13 protein-coding genes and 1 pseudogene are annotated in these 18,170 nt (G+C 68.0%); 13 read left to right on the top strand and 1 reads right to left on the bottom strand.

Annotated features, from left to right (window positions below; genetic code table 11):
- Positions 1-3 precede the first annotated feature (3 nt).
- The 11 genes from EJI01_RS18900 to EJI01_RS28815 all read left to right on the top strand — a co-directional run bounded on the left by EJI01_RS18900 (position 4) and on the right by EJI01_RS28815 (position 9,679).
- Positions 4-513 (top strand): DinB family protein, encoded by a 510-nt coding sequence (locus tag EJI01_RS18900; protein ID WP_126838668.1) that lies wholly within the window; start codon positions 4-6, stop codon positions 511-513.
- On the top strand, positions 510-1,307 hold the full coding sequence (locus tag EJI01_RS18895; protein ID WP_126838667.1) for an enoyl-CoA hydratase/isomerase family protein: 798 nt from the start codon (positions 510-512) through the stop codon (positions 1,305-1,307). Before EJI01_RS18900 ends, EJI01_RS18895 begins: the two co-directional genes overlap by 4 nt.
- Complete coding sequence (locus EJI01_RS18890) at positions 1,304-1,975, top strand: DUF4126 domain-containing protein (protein WP_126838666.1); 672 nt, start codon at positions 1,304-1,306, stop codon at positions 1,973-1,975. Before EJI01_RS18895 ends, EJI01_RS18890 begins: the two co-directional genes overlap by 4 nt.
- Before the next feature lie 228 nt (positions 1,976-2,203).
- The gene (locus tag EJI01_RS18885) at positions 2,204-4,219 is read left to right on the top strand and encodes an acetyl/propionyl/methylcrotonyl-CoA carboxylase subunit alpha (protein ID WP_126838665.1); all 2,016 of its coding nucleotides are present in this window, start codon (positions 2,204-2,206) and stop codon (positions 4,217-4,219) included.
- 138 nt (positions 4,220-4,357) lie between these two features.
- Positions 4,358-5,287 carry a 2-hydroxyacid dehydrogenase gene (locus EJI01_RS18880; protein WP_126838664.1) on the top strand — a complete coding sequence of 310 codons (930 nt, stop codon included), beginning with the start codon at positions 4,358-4,360 and terminating at the stop codon, positions 5,285-5,287.
- 20 nt (positions 5,288-5,307) lie between these two features.
- Positions 5,308-6,249 carry a hydroxymethylglutaryl-CoA lyase gene (locus EJI01_RS18875; protein WP_126838663.1) on the top strand — a complete coding sequence of 314 codons (942 nt, stop codon included), beginning with the start codon at positions 5,308-5,310 and terminating at the stop codon, positions 6,247-6,249.
- Positions 6,231-6,719 carry a YbaK/EbsC family protein gene (locus tag EJI01_RS18870; protein WP_126838662.1) on the top strand — a complete coding sequence of 163 codons (489 nt, stop codon included), beginning with the start codon at positions 6,231-6,233 and terminating at the stop codon, positions 6,717-6,719. Before EJI01_RS18875 ends, EJI01_RS18870 begins: the two co-directional genes overlap by 19 nt.
- A complete protein-coding gene (locus tag EJI01_RS18865; protein WP_260602520.1) occupies positions 6,716-6,907 on the top strand; it encodes a DUF1289 domain-containing protein in 192 nt (63 codons plus the stop codon). The genes EJI01_RS18870 and EJI01_RS18865 overlap by 4 nt, the downstream gene beginning before the upstream one ends.
- Entirely contained in the window at positions 6,904-7,545 is a 642-nt protein-coding gene (locus EJI01_RS18860; protein ID WP_126838661.1) for a 2-hydroxychromene-2-carboxylate isomerase, read from the top strand. The genes EJI01_RS18865 and EJI01_RS18860 overlap by 4 nt, the downstream gene beginning before the upstream one ends.
- 148 nt (positions 7,546-7,693) lie before the next feature.
- A complete protein-coding gene (locus EJI01_RS18855; RefSeq protein WP_126838660.1) occupies positions 7,694-9,388 on the top strand; it encodes an MFS transporter in 1,695 nt (564 codons plus the stop codon).
- 147 nt (positions 9,389-9,535) lie between these two features.
- Complete coding sequence (locus tag EJI01_RS28815) at positions 9,536-9,679, top strand: hypothetical protein (protein ID WP_185878970.1); 144 nt, start codon at positions 9,536-9,538, stop codon at positions 9,677-9,679.
- A gap of 67 nt (positions 9,680-9,746) precedes the next feature.
- On the opposite strand, the gene EJI01_RS18850 is transcribed toward EJI01_RS28815, so the two are convergent.
- Positions 9,747-10,859, bottom strand: a complete 1,113-nt coding sequence (locus tag EJI01_RS18850; protein ID WP_126838659.1) for an ABC transporter substrate-binding protein — start codon at positions 10,857-10,859, stop codon at positions 9,747-9,749.
- A 168-nt stretch (positions 10,860-11,027) separates the two neighbouring features.
- Here EJI01_RS18850 and uvrA point away from each other — a divergent pair, with 168 nt between their 5' ends.
- Together uvrA and EJI01_RS18840 are read left to right on the top strand one after the other, a co-directional pair.
- Positions 11,028-17,081, top strand: coding sequence for an excinuclease ABC subunit UvrA (gene uvrA / locus EJI01_RS18845; protein WP_260602519.1), 6,054 nt, complete (start codon positions 11,028-11,030; stop codon positions 17,079-17,081).
- Positions 17,081-18,126, top strand: a pseudogene (locus EJI01_RS18840) (histone deacetylase family protein). The gene uvrA and the pseudogene EJI01_RS18840 overlap by 1 nt, the downstream one beginning before the upstream one ends.
- Positions 18,127-18,170 lie beyond the last annotated feature (44 nt).

Raw genomic sequence — 18,170 nt, 5'->3', positions numbered from 1 at the left:
GTCATGTCCCTTCCGAACTACTTCGCGAGCCTGGGGCGCTACCACGTGTGGGCCACGCACAAGCTGCTCGATGCCCATTTGAAGGGGCTGTCCGACGCCGACTGGCATCGCGACTGCGGCCTTTTCTTTCGCTCGGTCCATCGCACGGTCAACCACCTGCTGGTGGCCGACAACATCTGGTATGCGCGCTTCGCCGAAGGCCGCTCGCCGCGCATCCCGCTCGACACCGAGCTGCACGCCGAGCGCGCCGCGCTGTGCGAGGCGCTGGGCGCGGCGGTGACGCGCTGGAGCCCCTGGCTCGCGACGCTCGCGCCCGAGCGCTGCGACGGCGAGCTGGTCTACACGCGCAACAACGGCGAGGAAGTGCGCATCCCCTTCGCGCCGGCGCTCGGCCATGTGTTCAACCACGCGACCCATCACCGCGGCCAGCTGACGGCTGCGCTGACGGCCATGGTCCAGCCGGGGCCGGAGATCGATTGGGTCTATCTGCTGCAACAGGAAGCCAAACAATGAGCCAGTTCACCACGCTCGAACTCGAGATCGAAGGCGCCGTCGCGCGCATCTGGCTCAACCGGCCCGAGCTGCGCAATGCCTTCGACGATGTCGTCATCCGCGAATTGGACGATGCCTTTTCGCAGGCGGGCGCTGCGGCCGATGTGCGCGTCATCGTGCTCGGCGCCAACGGCCCGGCCTTCTGCGCCGGCGCCAATCTCAACTGGATGCGCCGCGCGGCCGACTTCACGCACGAGCAGAACCTGGCAGACGCAGGCGGACTGGCCGCGATGCTGCGCACCATCCACGAAAGCCCGAAGCCGGTGATCGCGCGCGTGCAGGGCGATGTCTATGCCGGCGGCATGGGGCTGGTCGCCGCCTGCGATGTCGCGGTGTCGGTCGACACGGCCTGGTACTGCCTGAGCGAAGTCAAGATCGGCCTGATTCCCGCGACCATCAGCCCCTATGTGCTGCGGGCCATGGGCACGCGCGCAGCACAGCGTTACTTCCTGACTGCCGAACGCTTCACCGCGGCAGAAGCGCACCGCATCGGCTTCGTGCACGAGGTGGTGGCGGCCGATGCGCTCGATGCCAAGGTGGCCGAGCTGGTGAAGGCATTCACCGGCGCCAGTCCGGCGGCCGTGCGTGCCTGCAAGCAATTGATCGTCGATGTTGCAGGCCGCGAGATCGACGACGCCTTGATCGCGAAGACAGTGCAAGGCATTGCCGATATCCGCGCCAGCGAAGAAGGCCGTGAAGGCGTGCAGGCCTTCCTGCAAAAGCGCAAACCCTCCTGGCTCGGCGAGCAGAAATGACTTCGCTAGACCTGCCGCAACTGCTCGCACTGTCCGCCGCCATCGGCTGGGCCAGCGGCCTGCGGCTCTACCTGGTCGTGCTGCTGATCGGCCTGGCCGGCTACCTAGGCTGGGTGCAGCTGCCGGGCGGGCTGCAGTTGCTTGCGCATCCGGTGGTCATCGCGGCCAGCGGCTTCATGGTCTTCATCGAGTTCTTTGCCGACAAGATCCCGGGCCTCGATTCGCTGTGGGACATGGTGCACACGGCCATCCGCATTCCGGCCGGCGCGGCGCTGGCCGCCGGCGTCTTCGGCGCCGACCATGCGGTGATGGCGGTCGTGGCCGCTTTGCTGGGCGGCAGCTTCGCGGCCACCGCGCATGTGGCCAAGGCCACCACCCGCGCCGCGATCAACACCTCGCCCGAGCCCTTCAGCAACGTCGGTGCGTCGCTGGTCGAAGACACGATGGTGCCGGCGGGGTTGTGGCTGGCGGTTGCGCATCCGCTGGTGTTCGCGGTGCTGTTCATCGCCGTGCTCGTGCTCAGCGTGTGGCTGATCCGAAAGAGCTGGCGCTTCCTCAGGGCGCTGTTCGGCCGCGTGGCGCGCATCTTCAGCGGGCAGCCGGATCCCGGCGTCGTATCCGCGTTCCAGTTCAAGAAAGATCCTCCGGAAGACACCCCTCATGTTTAAAAAGATTTTGATTGCCAATCGCGGAGACCAGCCGCAAAGCGGCGCAGCGGCGAAGCCAAATCGCATGGCACGCGTAGCGTGCGGAGGCGATTTCACCGCGGGGACGCAGGATGTTTAAGAAGATCCTCATTGCCAACCGCGGAGACCAGCCGCAAAGCGGCGCAGCGGCGAAGCCAAATCGCATGGCACGCGTAGCGTGCGGAGGCGATTTCACCGCGGAGACGCAGCATGTTTAAGAAGATCCTCATTGCCAACCGCGGTGAAATCGCCTGCCGCGTTGCCGCCACGGCGCGCCGCATGGCCATCCGCACGGTGGCCGTGTACTCCGATGCCGACGCCCACGCCAACCACGTGCGCGCCTGCGACGAATCGATCCACCTGGGCGGCAGCGCGCCGAAAGACAGCTATCTGCGCTGGGAAAAAATCCTCGAAGCGGCCAAGGCCACAGGCGCGCAGGCCGTGCATCCCGGCTACGGTTTCCTGAGCGAGAACGAGGAGTTCGCGCAGGCCTGCGCGGATGCCGGCCTGGTCTTCATCGGCCCGCCGCCTTCGGCTATCAAGGCCATGGGGCTGAAGGCCGAGTCCAAGCAGCTGATGGAAAAGGCCGACGTGCCGTTGGTGCCCGGCTACCACGGCAGCGACCAGAACCCGGACTTGCTGCAGCGCGAGGCCGACCGCATCGGCTACCCGGTACTGATCAAGGCCAGCGCCGGCGGCGGCGGCAAGGGCATGCGCGTGGTCGAGAAGGCAGTCGACTTCGCGCCCGCGCTGGCTTCGTGCCAGCGCGAGGCCATCAACAGTTTCGGCGACGACGCGGTGCTGATCGAGAAGTACGTGCAGCGTCCGCGCCACATCGAGATCCAGGTCTTCGGCGATACCCAAGGCAACTACGTCTACTTGTTCGAGCGCGACTGCTCGGTGCAGCGGCGCCACCAGAAGGTGCTGGAAGAAGCGCCGGCGCCAGGCATGACCGAGACGATGCGCAAGCAGATGGGCGAAGCGGCGGTGGCCGCCGCGCGCGCCGTGAAGTACGTAGGCGCGGGTACGGTGGAGTTCATCGTCGAGCAACGCGCCGACGGCAGCATGGATTTCTTCTTCATGGAGATGAACACGCGGCTGCAGGTGGAACACCCGGTGACCGAAGCGATCACCGGGCTCGACCTGGTCGAGTGGCAGTTGCGCGTGGCCGCCGGCGAAGCGTTGCCGCTCGCGCAAGACCAATTGCAGATCCACGGCCATGCGATCGAGGCGCGCATCTGCGCCGAGAACCCGGACAACAACTTCCTGCCCGCCACCGGCACGCTGCATGTCTACCGCAAGCCGGCCGCCACGGCTTTCCAGCGCACGACCATGAGCGGCACCAGTGCCGCGGTTCGCATCGACGACGGCGTGCGCGAAGGCGGCGCGATTTCGCCTTTCTACGACTCGATGATCGCCAAGCTGATCGTGCACGGCGCCACGCGCGACGAGGCGCTCGCCCGGCTCGATGCCGCGCTGGCGCAGACGCACATCGTCGGCGTGGCGACCAACGTGCAGTTCCTGCGCGGCATCCTCCGCACCGACTCCTTTGCCCACGCGAAGCTCGACACGGCGCTGATCGAGCGCGAGCGCGCCGTGCTGTTCGACCAGGAGCCGCTGGGCCTGCCGATGGCGGCTGCGGCATCGATTGCGCACACCTTGCTCGAAGAGGCCGCGAGCGCGTCGGCCGACCCCTTCAGCCGCCGCGACGGCTGGCAGTCGCATGGCATCGCGATGCGGCCCTTCGCGTTCGAGTTCCGCGGCGAGCCCCAGTCGGCCGAGCTGAGCTACCTGCACGACGGCGGGCTCTTGCTGCGCGTCGGCGAGGTGTCGGGGCCGCTGGTGATCGGCCGCTTCCCCACGGGCGAGCTCGAAGTCCAGTTCAACGGCCAGCGCCATACCCTGGACGTCTACGAGGACCAAGACACGGCCTATGTCTTCGCGGCGCACGGCGCCACGCGGATCGTCGCCATCGACCGCCTGGCCCACGCCGGCGATGTGCATGCCGAGGGCGGCCGTCTCACCGCGCCGATGCCCGGCAAGGTGGTGTCCTTCGCGGTCAAGGCCGGGGACAAGGTCAGCCGCGGGCAGCCGCTCGCGGTGATGGAGGCGATGAAGATGGAGCACACGATCGCGGCGCCGGCGGACGGGACCGTGGAGGAGCTCCTCTACATGCCCGGGGACCAGGTCACGGAGGGCGCGGAGCTGCTGCGCATTGCGGGATGAGCTCACCCCCAGGCTTCGCGCACTTCGTGTCGCGCGCGCCGTCCCCCTCGCCGGGGGCAACACCAGCGGCCCGGCAAAGCCGGTTCCGCGATGTTCCCCGAACAGGCCGGGCCTTCGGCGGCCTAAGATTCAGGGCAAATGCGAATCACCGTCTGCCTCACTGACAACCGCCCCGACGCCTGGATCGAGGGCCTTCGCGCCGCGCTGCCCGAAGCCGTGATCGAGAACTGGCGCCCCGGCGCACCGCAGGCCGACCACGCCGTGGTCTGGGCACCGCCGCAAGCCTTCATCGATGACCAGCCGAGGCTGCGCGGCATCTTCAATATCGGCGCCGGCGTCGATGCGCTGCTCAAGCTCGCGCTGCCGCCGCAAGCCCAAGTGGTGCGGCTCGACGATGCCGGCATGTCGGTGCAGATGGCCGAGTACGTCTGCCATGCGCTGATCCGGCATTTCCGCGAGTTCGACGTCTACGAGGCCGACGCGCGTGAAGGCCGCTGGAGTTTCCGCAAGCCGCGCGAGCGCGCGGACTTCGCAGTCGGCGTGATGGGGCTCGGCGTGCTCGGCGAGCGCGTGGCCAAGGCTGCTGCGCAGTTCGAGTTCCCGATCAACGGCTGGAGCCGTTCGCCCAAGACCATCGATGGCTTGCGCTGTTTTGCCGGCGAGGCGGAGTTCAACGACTTCCTCGGCGCGAGCCGCGTGCTGGTCAACCTGCTGCCGCTGACGCAGGCCACGCGCGGCATCCTGAACCGCGAGAACCTGTCGCGCCTGAACGGCGGCGAACCGGGCGGCTACCTGATCAACGTCGGACGCGGCGCGCACCTGGTGGAAGCCGACCTGATCCCGTTGCTCGACAGCGGCCGGCTGGCCGGCGCCACGCTCGACGTGTTCGAGGTCGAGCCGCTGCCTGCCGAGCATCCCTTCTGGCGCCATCTGAAGATCACGGTGACGCCGCACAGCTCAGCGCGCACGGTGCGCGAAGCCTCCATCGCGCAGATTGCCGGCAAGATCCGCGCGGTCGAACGCGGAGAACGCGTGGCCGGCGTGGTCGACGCGAAACGCGGATACTGATTCGCTCCACGAGAACTGCCATGAACCTTCCATCCAAAGTCAAGATCGTCGATGTCGGCCCGCGCGACGGGCTGCAGAACGAAAAGCAGCCGGTCGCGGCCGAGGTCAAGATCAGCCTCGTGCACCGGCTGCAGGATGCGGGCTTGAAGGAAATCGAGGTCACCAGCTTCGTCTCTCCCAAGTGGGTGCCGCAGATGGCCGACAACGCCGAAGTGATGCACGGCGTCCGTCGCCAGCCCGGCGTGCGCTACTCGGTGCTGACGCCGAACATGAAGGGCTTCGAGGCTGCGATCGCGGCGCCGCGCGAAGAATGGCCGGACGAGATCGTCGTCTTCGGCGCCGCCAGCGAGGCCTTCAGCCGGAAGAACATCAACTGCTCGATCGAAGAAAGCATCGAACGCTTCCGGCCGGTGGTCGAGGCGGCGCGCGAGAAAGGCATCTACGTGCGCGGCGCGATGTCGTGCACCGTGGGCTGCCCTTACGAAGGCGAGATCGCACCCTCGCGCGTCGACATGCTGGCCGGGCTCATGAAGAGCATCGGCGTGCAGCATGTGGGCGTGGCCGACACCATCGGCGTCGGCACGCCGCGGAAGGTACAGCGCGCGCTCGAGGCAACGCTCAAGCACTACGCCATCGACGATGTTTCCGGCCACTACCACGACACCTACGGCCAGGCGCTTTCCAACACGCTTGCGAGCCTGGAGATGGGCGTCTGGCAGTTCGACACCTCGGTGGGCGGGCTCGGCGGCTGCCCCTTTGCCAAGGGTGCGACCGGCAACGTCGCGACCGAGGACGTGGTCTACATGCTGCACGGCATGGGCATCGCGACCGGCATCGACCTCGACCGGCTAATCGATGCCGGCGTCTACATCAACCAGGCGCTGGGGCGCGAGCCGAATTCACGGGTGTCGAAGGCCATCCGCACGAAAAGGGAGACGGATTCATGTGCGGTTCCGAATTGACTTCGCTTCCCGACGGCGTCCAGCGCGTCGCGCGCCTGCTGCAGGACAGGGGCCATCCCCATGCGCCGCAGATGCTCGACGACGCCTGCCGCACCGCGCAGCAGGCGGCCGATGCGCTGGGCATCGAGCTCGGACAGATCGCCAAGAGCATCGTGTTCCGCCGCAAGGGCGACGACACGGCGGTGCTGGTCGTGACCTCGGGCGACAAGCGCGTGGACGAGAAGAAGGTGGAGGCGCTGGTCGGCAAGCTCGGCCGCGCCGACGCCGATTTCGTCAAGAGCACGACCGGCTTCTCGATCGGCGGCGTCTCGCCCTTCGCGCATGCCACGCCGCCCGTCATGCTGATCGATCGCGAGCTGTTCCGCTTCGAGGACGTCTGGGCCGCGGCCGGTCATCCGCACGCGGTGGTGCGGCTGCGCCCGGACGACCTCGAAGGGCTGACCGGCGCGCCGGTGGCGGACGTGGTGTGAGCACCATCGCATCGCCCTGCACCTCCGTGTGCCGCATGAATCCGAAGAGCGGCCTGTGCGAAGGATGCCTGCGCACGCTCGACGAGATCGCGGGCTGGAGCCGCATGGACGACGCGGCCAAGGAGGCTGTCTGGCTGCGCATCGAGGAACGAAAGGCGGCCCACCCCGACGAAGCGGAGTGCCCATGAAGCACATCACCTTCTACCTCGACTTCATCTCGCCCTACGCCTATCTGGCGTTCGAGCATCTGCCGCAGGCGCTCGAGGGCCTGAGCTACAGCGTGGCCTACCGGCCGGTGCTGCTCGGCGCGCTGCTCAAGCACCATGGCCAGCTCGGGCCGGCCGAGATTCCGGCCAAGCGGGCCTGGACCTACCGCCACGTGCTGTGGCTGGGCCATGCGAACGGCATCGCGATCGAGATGCCGGCATCGCATCCGTACAACCCGCTGCCGCATCTGCGCCTCGCGCTGGCCACCACGCCGAACGGCGACATCAACCGCCATGTGGCCGAAACCATCTTCCGGGACATCTGGCAGGCCGGCGGCGAAGCGGGCGATGCCGCGCGCCTGGCCGCGCTCGCGGCGCGCCTGAAGCAGGCGCGCGACGGTGCAGGCGACGAGGTCAAGGCGCAGCTCAAGATCAACACCGAAGAGGCCGTGGCGAGCGGCGTGTTCGGCGTGCCGGCCTATGCGGTCGACGGCCGCCGGTTCTGGGGCTTCGACGGCCTCGCGATGCTGCGCGCGTATCTCGCCGGCGATGCCTGGTTCGCGGGCCCGCAATGGGACGAGGCCGACCAGCGGCCCTCGCTGCTGCACCGCAATCGCTGAGTTTCTTACAAGCTGAAACGTATCCTTCGGGTTTCACCTTAAACCGTCAGCATCGATTCAGTTTGGCGAAAGCCCTGGGTCAGTCGCCGCCCCAAGAATCGCCGCACGTCCCACGCCGTGGGCCGAACCTTCCACAGGAGACGACGAAATGGCAGCCACACTTGATTCGCGGGGAAGGCCGATGCCTGCAGCCCGACCCATGTCCTCGGAGGAGAAGAAAGTCATCTTCGCCTCCTCCCTCGGCACCGTGTTCGAGTGGTACGACTTCTATCTCTATGGTTCGCTCGCGGCGATCATCGCCAAGCAGTTCTTCAGCGGCCTAGATGCGGGCGCGGCCTTCATCTTCGCGCTGCTTGCCTTCGCGGCAGGCTTCCTGGTGCGGCCCTTCGGCGCCATCGTGTTCGGCCGCCTCGGCGACATGATCGGGCGCAAGTACACCTTCCTGGTGACCATCCTGATCATGGGCCTGTCGACCTTCATCGTCGGCCTGCTGCCCACCTACGCGACCATCGGCGTCGCGGCGCCGGTGATCCTGATCGCGCTGCGCATGCTGCAGGGCCTCGCGCTCGGCGGCGAGTACGGGGGTGCCGCCACCTACGTGGCCGAGCACTCGCCGCACGGCAAGCGCGGCGCCTACACCTCGTGGATCCAGACCACGGCCACGCTGGGCCTGTTCCTGAGCCTCTTGGTCATTCTCGGCGTGCGCACCTGGCTCGGCGAGCAAGCCTTCGGCGACTGGGGCTGGCGCATTCCGTTCCTGGTCTCGATCGCGCTGCTCGCCATCTCGGTCTGGATCCGGCTCTCGCTTTCCGAGTCGCCGGCCTTCCAGAAGATGAAGGCCGAGGGCAAGACCTCGAAGGCGCCGCTGTCCGAATCCTTCGGCCAGTGGAAGAACCTCAAGATCGTGATCCTGGCGCTGGTCGGCCTGACGGCAGGCCAGGCCGTGGTCTGGTACACGGGCCAGTTCTACGCGCTCTTCTTCCTGACGCAGCAGCTCAAGGTGGACATCACGACCGCCAATCTGCTGATTGCCGCATCGCTCCTGATCGGCACGCCTTTCTTCGTGCTGTTCGGCACGCTGTCCGACAAGCTCGGCCGCAAGCCCATCATCATGGCGGGCTGCCTGCTCGCCGTGGTGACCTACTTCCCGGTCTTCAAGATGCTGACCGAATACGCCAACCCCGACCTGGCCAGGGCGCAAGCCACGGCCGGCGTTACGGTGACCGCCGATCCGAAGTCCTGCTCGTTCCAGGGCAACCCGGTGGCGCGCGAGATCGACTTCAAGAGTTCCTGCGACATCGCCAAGCGTTACCTGGTGCAAAACTCGGTGAGCTACGACAACGTGGAGGGCGCGCCCGGCTCCAAGGCCGTCATCAAGATCGGTGACAAGACCGTCGAAGCGCCGACCGGCAACGTCGTGAATCAAAAGTTCGACGAGGCATCGACCAAGGCCATCGCCGCCTTCAAGAAGAGCGTCGCCGACGATCTGAAGGTGGCCGGCTATCCGGCCAAGGCCGACCCGGCAAAGATGAACAAGTTGATGCTGGTGCTTCTGCTCACCTACCTCGTGATCCTGGTCACGATGGTCTATGGGCCGATCGCCGCGATGCTGGTCGAACTGTTCCCGACGCGCATTCGCTACACCTCGATGAGCCTGCCGTACCACATCGGCAACGGCTGGTTCGGCGGCCTGCTGCCGACCACCGCCTTCGCGATCGTGGCGACCACCGGCAACATGTACAACGGCCTCTGGTATCCGATCATCATCGCGGGCATGACGCTGGTGGTGGGCACGCTGTTCATCCGCGAAACCAAGGACGTGGACATCTACGCCAACGACTAGGACTGGATAGCTCTCCCCAGGCTTTGCGCACTTCGTGTCGCGCCGAGCTTGGTCGTAGCAAAGGGCTTGGCCCTTTGTTCAACAAAAAGGCTTCGTGCCGGCACGGCACGAGGCCTTTTTCTTGAACATCTTCTGGAGACTCAACCCATGTGGAAAATCGCCGTCGGTTTCGTCATCTTCGCCGCCATCTCCCTGTTCGTGATCATGCAAGCGGGGGACAAGGTCGACATGTCCGGCGAGACGCACAGCGGGGACGTCACGCACGCCCCCGACCCCGCTGCGAAGAAGTAGAAGGCGAAAGGCGGACGCCGCCGGGCGGCCCCAGGCTGAGTGAAAGCCGGGGGCTTCTTACCGCTTCTTACCGCTTGAACTTCCCGTCGCTGATGATGGAGAGGTCGGCGAAATCGATCCCCGAATGGTCCTGCGGCGAATAGCTCACCTCCAGGCCGCCGCCGAGGTCGAGGCTGCGGATGCTCTCGAGCGCGGCGAGCACCTTGGCGCGCGTCGGCTTCGGCCCGGCGCGGCGCAGGGCCTCGACCAGCACCTTGGCCGAGGCGAAGCCTTCCAGCGCGGCCGGCGAGAGTTCGTTCTGCCCCTTGGCGCGCGCCAGCGCCAGCGCTTCCTTGACCATCGGATGCCCGATCGAGCGCTCGTTGGGGAACACCTGCGTCACGATCACGCCGCCGCTGGCGCTGCCCAACTGCTTGATGAAGCCCGACGAGGCGTTGTTGGACAGCGTGACCACCTGGGCCGCCGAGCCCGCCGCGCGCAGCGCCTTGACGCCTTCGACCACCGCGGTGCCGGAGCCGATCCAGAGCACGGCCTGGGCGTTGGCGGCCGCGATCTTCGGCACGATGCCCGCATAGTCGGGCTTGTCGCGGTCAGCCGGCACCGTCGCCGCCGGCGTCGCCTTGGCCTTGTTGAAGCCGTTCATCGCGCCTTCGAGCGCGTCCTGGCCGAAGGAATCGGTCACGTGCACCACCGCGATCCGGCTGACGCCGATGGTGAGCAGGTGCGCGACCGCCTTCTCGGCCTCGCGCTGGTAGGTCGAACGCACGTTGAACACATGCTTCTGCACCGGCTTGTGCAGCACCATCGCGCCGGTGGAAGGGCCGATCAGCGCCACGTCGTTCTTGTCGAGCAAGGGAATGATGGCCTGCGAATGCGGGGTGCCGCGGCTCATGAACAGCGCCACCACTTTCTTGTCCTCGATCAGCACGCGGGCGTTCTCGCTCGCCCGCTTGACGTCGAAGGCGTCGTCCATGCGCAGCACTTCGATTTTTTCGCCGCCGATGCCGCCCTGGGCATTGGCCGCGTCGATCACCAACTGCGCGCCGGCGATCGTCTCGTTGACGCTGGCGGCGACCGAGCCGGTCATGCCGGCCGTTTGGCCGATCAGGATCTGCGCCGAAGCGCTCATGGTGCCGAGTGCCAGCACGACGGCCGTGCAAAGCACGCGCATCTTGTTCATTGAAGGACCCTTAAAGAGAGGGGAGCCGGAAAGGCAAAGCCGCTATTTGTTACCAGATGTCGCTTCCGCCTTATTCGGGAAAACCCCTGCCTCTCAGCCGGCCATGTGCAGCTTTGCACGAAGCCCGCGCCGCCTTCCTAGAATGTCTGCCCCACCCCCAAGGCACTCATGACACAGGGCTCCATCCGGATTCGCGGTGCACGCCAGCACAATCTCCAAAATCTCGACCTCGACATCCGCACCGGCGAGATGACGGTGGTCACCGGCCCGAGCGGTTCGGGCAAGTCGAGCCTGGTGTTCGACACCCTCTATGCCGAGGGCCAGCGCCGCTATGTCGAGACCTTCTCGGCCTATGCGCGGCAGTTCCTCGACCGCATGGACAAGCCGGCGGTCGACAAGGTGGAGGGCGTGCCGCCCGCGATCGCGATCGACCAGACGAATCCAGTGCGTTCTTCGCGCTCGACCGTCGGCACGATGACCGAGCTCAACGATCACCTGAAGCTGCTGTTCGCACGCGCGGCCCAGCTGTTCGACCGCGAGACAGCGCTGCCGGTGCGCCACGACTCGCCCGACACCATCTACGCCGAGCTCGTGTCGCGCGCGGCCGCGGCCGGCGATCCGCGCGTCGTGCTGACTTTTCCTGTCGAACTGCCTGCCAGTACCTCGGCCGAAGAGGTGACGCAATGGCTGTCGGCCAGCGGCTTCACGCGCGTGCAGGCCGAGCGCGAGATCGCGACGCCGACCGGTCCGCGCAAGGTGCTGGACGTGGTGGCGGACCGCTTCCGCATCGCCGGCGCCGAACGGGCGCGCGTGATCGAGGCGATCGAGGTCGCGCTCAAGCGCGGCAGCGGACGGCTCACTGTCTATGCGTTGGCTGCGGAAGAGGGTGGCCGCCCCGCCGCCGGGCCGCCCCAAGGCGGGGCAGCCCCCTCGGGGGGCAGCGAACCACACGAAGCGGGGAGCGTGGGGGCAGCATCCCCGGAGATCTGGAAGTTCTCGACGGGCCTCCATTGCCCCGAAAGCGACGTCCGCTACGGCGACCCGATCCCGTCGATGTTCTCCTTCAACTCGGCCGTCGGCGCCTGCGAGACGTGCCGCGGCTTCGGCCGCGTGATCGGCGTCGACCTCGGCCTCGTGATCCCCAACGACAAGCTCACGCTGCGCGCCGGCGCGATCAAGACGATCCAGACGCCGGCCTGGAAGGAAGCGCAGGACGACCTGATGCGCCATGCCGAGGCGGCAGGCATTCCGCGCGACACGCCGTGGAACAAGCTCACGCCCGAGCAGCAGGCCTGGGTGGTCGAGGGCTCGCCCAACTGGAAGGGCAAATGGAACCAGCAGTGGTACGGCGTGCGCCGCTTCTTCGGCTACCTGGAAAGCAAGGCCTACAAGATGCACATCCGCGTGCTCTTGTCTAAGTACCGCAGCTACACGCCGTGCCCCACCTGCGCCGGGGCGCGCCTCAAGCTGGAGAGCCTGTTGTGGCGCATCGGCACGAAGGAGGATGCCGATGCGGTGCTCGAGCCCTCGAAGCGCTTCATGCCGGTCGGCGTGAAGTGGTCGCGCGAGCAGCTGGAGGCGCTGCCGGGACTGTGCCTGCATGACCTGATGCTGCTGCCGATCGAGCGGCTGCGGCGTTTCTTCGACGGCTTCGGTCTTGCTCCCTCCCCCTCTGGGGGAGGGCAGGGGTGGGGGCATTCGACGGTTGCACAGCTCGCGAGCCCCCATCCCAACCTTCCCCCGGAGGGGGAAGGAGCAAGACATGGAGACGCCCAGGCCCTCAAGCTGCTCTTCGAAGAGATCACCACGCGCCTGCGCTACCTGCACGACGTCGGCATCGGCTACCTCACGCTCGACCGCCAGAGCCGCACGCTCAGCGGCGGCGAGGTGCAGCGCATCAACCTCACGACCGCGCTCGGCACCTCGCTGGTCAACACGCTGTTCGTGCTCGACGAGCCCAGCATCGGCCTGCATCCGCGTGACATGAACCGCATCACCGAGGCCATGCTGCGCCTGCGCGACGCCGGCAACACCCTGGTTGTGGTGGAGCACGATCCGGCCGTGATGCTGGCCGCCGACCGCGTGATCGACATGGGCCCGGGCCCCGGCGTGCGCGGCGGGCAGATCGTGTTCGACGGCAGCACCGACGCGCTGCGCGACGCCGAGACGCTGACCGGCCAGTACCTGGGCGGGCGCAAGCAGATCGGCATGGGCTTCCGCCGCATGGTGAGCGAGAACACGCCGCGCCTCATCCTCGAAGGCGTGCGCGAGCACAACCTGCAGAACATCACGGTCGAGCTGCCGCTCTCGCGCCTCGTGTGCATCACCGGCGTCAGCGGCTCGGGCAAGTCGACCCTGATCCAGGACGTGCTGGCGCCCGCGCTGATGCGCCACTTCGGGAAGGCCACTGAATCGCCCGGCGCACACGACCGCATGCTCGGAGCCGATCATCTGAGCGAGGTCGTCTTTGTCGACCAGTCGCCGATCGGCAAGACGGCGCGTTCCAATCCGGCGAGCTATGTCGGCGCCTGGGACGCGATCCGCGAGATCTTCGCCACCGCGGCGCTCTCGCGGCAGCGCGGCTACACCGCATCGAAGTTCAGCTTCAACAGCGGCGACGGGCGCTGCCCGACCTGCGGCGGCTCGGGCTTCGAGCACGTGGAGATGCAGTTCCTCTCCGACGTCTACCTGCGCTGCCCGGACTGCGACGGCAAGCGCTACCGGCCCGAGATCCTCGAAGTGGCGATCGAGCGCGCCGAGCGCAGCTTCAACGTCGCCGACGTGCTCGATCTGACCGTGGCCGAGGCCGCCGCCATCTTCGCGAACGACCGCGAGGTGCTGCGCGTGCTGCAGCCGATCGCCGACGTCGGCCTGGACTACGTCAAGCTCGGCCAGCCGGTGCCCACGCTCAGCGGCGGCGAGGCGCAGCGCCTCAAGCTCGCGGGCTTCCTCGCCGAGGCGGCCAAGAACGGCAGCGCGAGCAAGCAGCCGCTGGCGCGCAAGGGGACGCTGTTCCTGTTCGACGAACCGACCACCGGGCTGCACTTCGACGACATCGCGCGCCTGATGCGCGCGCTGCGCAAGCTGCTCGATGCCGGCCATTCGCTGGTGGTCATCGAGCACAACCTCGACGTCATCCGCGCCAGCGACTGGCTGATCGACCTCGGCCCCGAAGGCGGCGAGGGCGGCGGCCAGGTGGTGGCGGTGGGCACGCCGGAGCAGGTGCGCGAGAACCGCGCCTCGCTCACCGGCGCCGCGCTGCTCGACTACGACCTGGCCGTCGGGCCCGGCGCCTACAAGGTGGCGGAACGCGCGGCGCGCTCGTACGCGGCGCGCGTGCAGCCGGTTGTGGGGCGCGATGCGATCCAGATCGTCAATGCGCGCGAGCACAACCTCAAGAATCTCTCGGTCGACATCCCGCGCGGCAAGTTCAGCGTGGTCACCGGTGTCAGCGGCTCGGGCAAGTCCACGCTGGCCTTCGACATCCTGTTCAACGAAGGGCAGCGGCGCTACCTCGAATCGCTCAACGCCTATGCGCGCAGCATCGTGCAGCCGGCCGGGCGGCCGGAGGTCGATGCGGTCTACGGCATTCCGCCGACGGTCGCGATCGAGCAGCGGCTTTCGCGCGGCGGGCGCAAGAGCACAGTCGGCACCACCACCGAGGTCTGGCACTTCCTGCGCCTGCTCTACGTCAAGCTCGGCATCCAGCATTGCGTCCACGACGGCGCCGCGGTGCAACCGCAGACGCCCGACAGCATCGCGGCGCAGCTGCTGAAAAACTTCAAGGGCCAGCACATCGGCCTGCTGGCGCCGCTGGTGAGCAACCGCAAGGGCGTCTATACCGAGCTGGCCGACTGGGCGCGCCCGCGCGGCTACACGCACCTGCGGGTGGACGGCGAGTTCCTGCCGACCACCGGCTTTCCGCGCATCGACCGCTTCAAGGAGCACAGCATCGAGCTGCCGGTGGCCAGCCTCGACGTGCTGCCTTCGGAAGAGACCGCGCTGCGCCAGGCGCTGACCCGCGCGCTCGAACACGGCAAGGGCGTGGTGCACGTGCTGAGCGATCTCACCGGCCTGCGCGGCGCCATGATGGCCAACGCGCCGACCGGCGGCATCGGCCGCACGCACGTGTTCTCCACGCTGCGCGCCTGCCCGGTCTGCAGCACCAGCTATGCGGAGCTCGATCCGCGGCTCTTCTCCTACAACAGCAAGCACGGCTGGTGCCCCGACTGCGTGGGCACCGGCGTCAAGCTCAGCAAGGAGCAGCGCAAGGTCTACGACGATTCGGTGATGGCCGACGACCAGAAGGGGCGTGAGCAGACCTTTGCGGAGCCGGAGGCGGAAGATGTGGGCGATGTCGTTTGCCCGACTTGCGAGGGGACCCGCTTGAATGCGACGGCGCGAGCGGTGTTGTTCGGCGGCGGGGGTGCCCCTCACCCCAACCCGCTCCCCAGCGGGGAGCGGGAGCCGGAGCCCGCATTGCTCCCTCTCCCGCTTGCGGGAGAGGGCTGGGGTGAGGGCGGCATCGGCATCACCCAGCTCGCACGCATGAGCGTCACCGACATTCGCATCTGGTTCGAGCACCTGGCATTGACCGGCCGCCAAGCCGAGATCGCACGCGACCTGGTGCCGGAGATCAGGAGCCGCCTCGAGTTCCTCGAGGAAGTGGGCCTCGGCTACCTCACGCTCGATCGCGGCGCGCCGACGCTGTCCGGCGGCGAGGCGCAGCGCATTCGCCTCGCCGCGCAGCTCGGCAGCAACCTGCAGGGCGTCTGCTACGTGCTCGACGAGCCCACTATCGGCTTGCACGCGCGCGACAACCAGATCCTGCTGGATGCTCTGCACAAGCTGGGCGACAAGGGCAACACGCTGGTGGTGGTGGAGCACGACGAAGACACCATCCGCCGCGCCGACCACATCATCGACATCGGCCCCAGCGCCGGCAAGCGCGGCGGCCGGCTGGTCGCCGAGGGCTCGGTCGCCGATCTCGAGCGCGCGGGCGATTCGCAGACCGGCCGCTACCTGCGCGATGCGATCAGGCATCCGCTGCAGCCGCGGCGCCCGGTGCCGCTGCCCGAGCCCGGCGCGCCCGACTGGCTCAGCGTGCGCGGCGCCGACCTGCACAACCTGCAGGAGGTCACGGTCTCGCTGCCGCTGCACCGGCTGGTGGCGGTGACGGGCGTCAGCGGCTCGGGCAAGTCGACGCTGGCGCGCGACGTGCTGCTGGCCAACGTGTACGCGGTCGTGGTCCAGCGCATGACCAAGGCCGGCCGCGATGCAGACGCAGCGGGCAAGCGGCCGGCCTGGGCGGGCTGCAAGGGCGTCGAGGGCTACGAGACCATCGACCGCGTTCTCGAGGTCGACCAGACCCCGATCGGCAAGACGCCGCGCAGCTGCCCGGCCACCTACATCGGCTTCTGGGACACCATCCGCAAGCTCTTCGCCGACACGCTCGAGGCCAAGGCGCGCGGCTACGGGCCGGGCCGCTTCAGCTTCAACACCGGCGAGGGCCGCTGCCCCGGCTGCGAGGGCGCGGGCGTGCGCACCATCGAGATGAGCTTCCTGCCCGACGTCAAGGTGCCCTGCGAGGTCTGCCACGGCGCCCGCTTCAATCCCGAGACGCTGGCCGTGAGCTGGCGCGGCAAGAGCATCGGCGACGTGCTGCAGATGGAGGTCGACGAGGCGGTGGAGTTCTTCGCGTCCATGCCCAACATCAGCCATCCGCTGCAGCTGCTGAAGGACGTCGGCCTCGGCTATCTCACGCTCGGCCAGCCCTCGCCGACGCTGTCCGGCGGCGAGGCCCAGCGCATCAAGCTGGTGACCGAGCTCAGCAAGGTGCGCGACGACGTCACGCGCCGCGGCAACAAGGCGCCGCATACGCTCTACGTGCTCGACGAGCCGACCGTCGGCCTGCACATGGCCGACGTCGAGAAGCTGATCCACGTGCTGCACCGGCTGGTGAACGGCGGCCACAGCGTGGTCGTGATCGAACATGACCTCGACGTGATCGCCGAGGCCGACTGGCTGATCGACCTCGGCCCCGAAGGCGGCAACGGCGGCGGGCGCGTGGTCGCGGCGGCGCCGCCCGAGGAGGTGGTGAAGCTGCGCACGCACACGGGCGTGGCGCTGGCGCCGGTGCTGGCGCGCGGGGCCGGCCGGCATGAAGTGCTGACGCTGCCCGTGCCGGCGGCCTTGCCGGTCCTGGCGCGCAAGGAAGCCTGATGCTCACCGTCTACAACGATCTGCACGTGCTGCACCACGGCAAGCAGGAGATGTTCCGCGGCGAGCTGGTGCCCTGCTTCGAGGTGCCGGCGCGCGCGGACTACGTGCTGCGTGAGCTGAAGGAGCGCGGGCTCGGCGCTGTCGAAGGCCCAGCCGACTTCGACGATGCGGCCATCGCGCGCATTCATGCGCCGCGTTACCTCGACTTCCTCGCCGGCGCCTGGGACGAATGGGTCGCGCTGGATGCTGCCACGCGACCCGCGATGCGCTGCCGTCGTACTGGCCGATCCGCAGCTTCCGCTCCGACGTGCTGCCGGCGAGCTTCCCGGCGCGCCTGGGCCTGTTCTCGTACGACGCGGGCTCGCCGCTCACCGCCGGCACCTGGACCGCGGCGCGGGCCGGCGCCGGCTGCGCGCTCTCCGCCGCGGCGCACGTGCTGCGCGGCGAGCGCGCTGCCTTCGCGCTCACGCGTCCGCCGGGCCATCATGCGGGTGCCGACTTCTTCGGCGGCTACTGTTTCCTCAACAACGCGGCGATCGCGGCCCAGGCGCTGCGCGACGCCGGCTGCGATCGGGTCGCGGTGCTGGACATCGACTATCACCACGGCAACGGCACGCAGGCCATCTTCTATGAACGTGCCGACGTGCAGTTCACCAGCATCCACGGCGACCCGCACACCGAGTATCCGTACTACCTGGGCTATGCGGACGAAGAGGGCGCCGGCGCGGGCCTGGGCTTCAACCGCAACCTGCCGCTGCCGCGTGGAACCGGCTTCGCGGCCTGGCGCGAGGTGCTGCAACGGGCGCTGCGCGGCATCGCCGAATTCCGGCCGGGCGCGCTGGTGGTGTCGCTCGGGCTCGACACCTTCGAGGGCGATCCGATCGCCGGCTTTACGCTCGCCACGCCCGACTACCTGCGCATCGGCGAAGACCTGGCGGGTGCCGGCCTGCCGACCGTGTTCGTCTTCGAGGGCGGCTATGCGGTCGCCGAGGTCGGCACCAACGCCGTCAACGTGCTCGACGGCTTCATGCAGCGCGCCGGCTGAGCGGCGGCGCTGACGCCTGCGCGACTCGCCCCGGGGTGAAACCC

It is taken from the genome of Variovorax sp. MHTC-1 (genome assembly GCF_003984645.1).
GTDB lineage: Bacteria > Pseudomonadota > Gammaproteobacteria > Burkholderiales > Burkholderiaceae_C > Variovorax.
Note: the sequence above shows the minus strand (reverse complement) of the source record. Positions and strands in the feature narration are given on the sequence as shown.